At 27.8% G+C, this 1,930-nt stretch carries 3 protein-coding genes; 2 read left to right on the top strand and 1 reads right to left on the bottom strand.

The window, feature by feature from the left end:
* Positions 1–944, bottom strand: a 944-nt coding sequence (locus tag ACRDDY_RS10495; protein WP_438564901.1) for a TonB-dependent receptor plug domain-containing protein, incomplete at its 3' end; no start/stop codon positions are given.
* 248 nt (positions 945–1,192) lie between these two features.
* Here ACRDDY_RS10495 and ACRDDY_RS10490 point away from each other — a divergent pair.
* Together ACRDDY_RS10490 and ACRDDY_RS10485 are read left to right on the top strand one after the other, a co-directional pair.
* The gene (locus tag ACRDDY_RS10490; RefSeq protein WP_438564900.1) at positions 1,193–1,375 is read left to right on the top strand and encodes an AAA family ATPase; all 183 of its coding nucleotides are present in this window, start codon (positions 1,193–1,195) and stop codon (positions 1,373–1,375) included.
* Positions 1,303–1,737, top strand: coding sequence for an AAA family ATPase (locus ACRDDY_RS10485; RefSeq protein WP_438564902.1), 435 nt, complete (start codon positions 1,303–1,305; stop codon positions 1,735–1,737). Before ACRDDY_RS10490 ends, ACRDDY_RS10485 begins: the two co-directional genes overlap by 73 nt.
* Positions 1,738–1,930 lie beyond the last annotated feature (193 nt).

Below are 1,930 nucleotides of genomic sequence, written 5' to 3'. Positions count from 1 at the left end.
TTTCTAGCAGATAGTTCAATTATAATATCATCTATACTCTCAGTAGATATATCACGTTCCTGTTTTTGATTGAAAAATGATGCTCCAAAAAGTAGTTTATCTGTAGCTCTATACTCATAGTCAAAAACATTACTCTCTGATTTTGTATCTACATCTAAATTCAACCCAGGAGCTCTTCTATTTACAGCTAATATTTTTTTATTAACCTCATTTGTTCCATTGTCTTTTTCATTGCCTCTTCTACCTTGATAACGAATTTTATGTTTATCACTTATTTTATAGTCAAATCCTCCTAAGAAAATTTTATTCTCTTTCTCTTCATCCTCTCTATATCCTTCACTATTACTGTAGTTAAAACCATAATTTACATATAGATCCTTTGTTACATTATATCCACCTGCAAATCCAAGGTCTCTGTCATCAAATGAACCATAGTTTAAGTCCATAAAAAAGTTATTTTTTGTAGCATTGGAATTTGTTGAGATATTTATAACTCCACCAACAGTTCCACTTCCATATAGAGTTGCTCCTCCACCAGGAATTATCTCAATTTTTTTTATACTTTCAACAGGTATAGAGTTAATTGGTAAACTAGCCATAGATTCCTCAGTTGGATTGATAGAGATACCATCAACCATAACTTTAACTCTACTTAGAGATTTTTCTCCACTTCCTCTCATATCTATCCTAGGCCCAAAAGCTGTATTTTGTACGATAACTCCAGGAGCCTCTCTTAATATAGCTTCAACATTTTCATATTTTTTTTCTTGTATCTTTTCTTGAGTAATTATTGTTGTATTTTTAGATTCTACAACATTAAATACCGAACCCCCACTTCTAGTGCTATCAGTTATATGAGAGGTTTCTAGTTGAACTCCTCCCAAACTATCTGCATATGAGTTTGCACAAAGTGCTAAACACATAACAAATAAATATTTTTTCATTTTAATCCCTCCACTATAATAATTTTACAAATATTTTAATTATCAAAATATTTGTAATATGATTATAAGATGGAAATATAAAAAATTATTTTTTATAACATGAAAAGTTGAATTTTTTACATGAATTATTGTTTGAAAATATATTGTAAATGTATCTATAGATTAAAGTAGTGTGAATGCACTACTTTTTTTGTTTAAAAATATAAGGTATGGTATAATATAAGAAAAATATATGGTGAGGTGAAAGCATGATTAAGAAAAGTTTGCCAGTGGGAATAGATGATTTTAAAAAAATAATAGAGAAAAACTATTATTTTATAGATAAATCAATGTTGATAGATGAAGTATTGAATAAAAGATCAGAAGTGACACTATTATCAAGGCCAAGAAGATTTGGGAAAACTTTAAATATGTCAATGCTGAACTTATAGATGATAAAGATAGCAATAAAAAGTTATTTGAAGGATTAGCTATTTCAAATACAGATAAAATGAAATATATGGGAGAGTATCCAGTAATATATATAAGTTTGAAAGAGATAAAAGTTAATAATTGGGATCTTTGCTTAAATAAGTTGCATCTTTTATTACAAAATGAATATGATAAATACAATTTAACTTTGGAGAAGAAAAGAGAAAACCAAGAAAATGCGATTTTAGATTTATCAAAATTTTTATATGAAAAATATAAGAAGAAAGTGATAATACTAATAGATGAATATGATACACCGTTAGTTACAGCACACTCACAAGGGTATTATAAGAGGCAATATTTTTCTTTCGAAACTTTTTAAGTGCTGCACTAAAAGGTAATCCATATTTAGAGTTTTCGGTGCTTACAGGGATAATAAGAGTAGCTAAAGAAAGTATATTTTCAGGACTAAACAATCTTGCAGTATCAACAATTTTAGATAGAGATTTTAATCATTTTGGTTTAACTGAAGAGGAAGTAGAAGAGTTATTAAAATACTATGAATTAGAGTATGA

The sequence above is a fragment of the Clostridium sp. genome (genome assembly GCF_051656525.1).
In the GTDB taxonomy this organism is placed as follows: Bacteria; Bacillota; Clostridia; order Clostridiales; family Clostridiaceae; genus Clostridium.
This window is presented reverse-complemented; position numbering and strand designations above follow the sequence as displayed.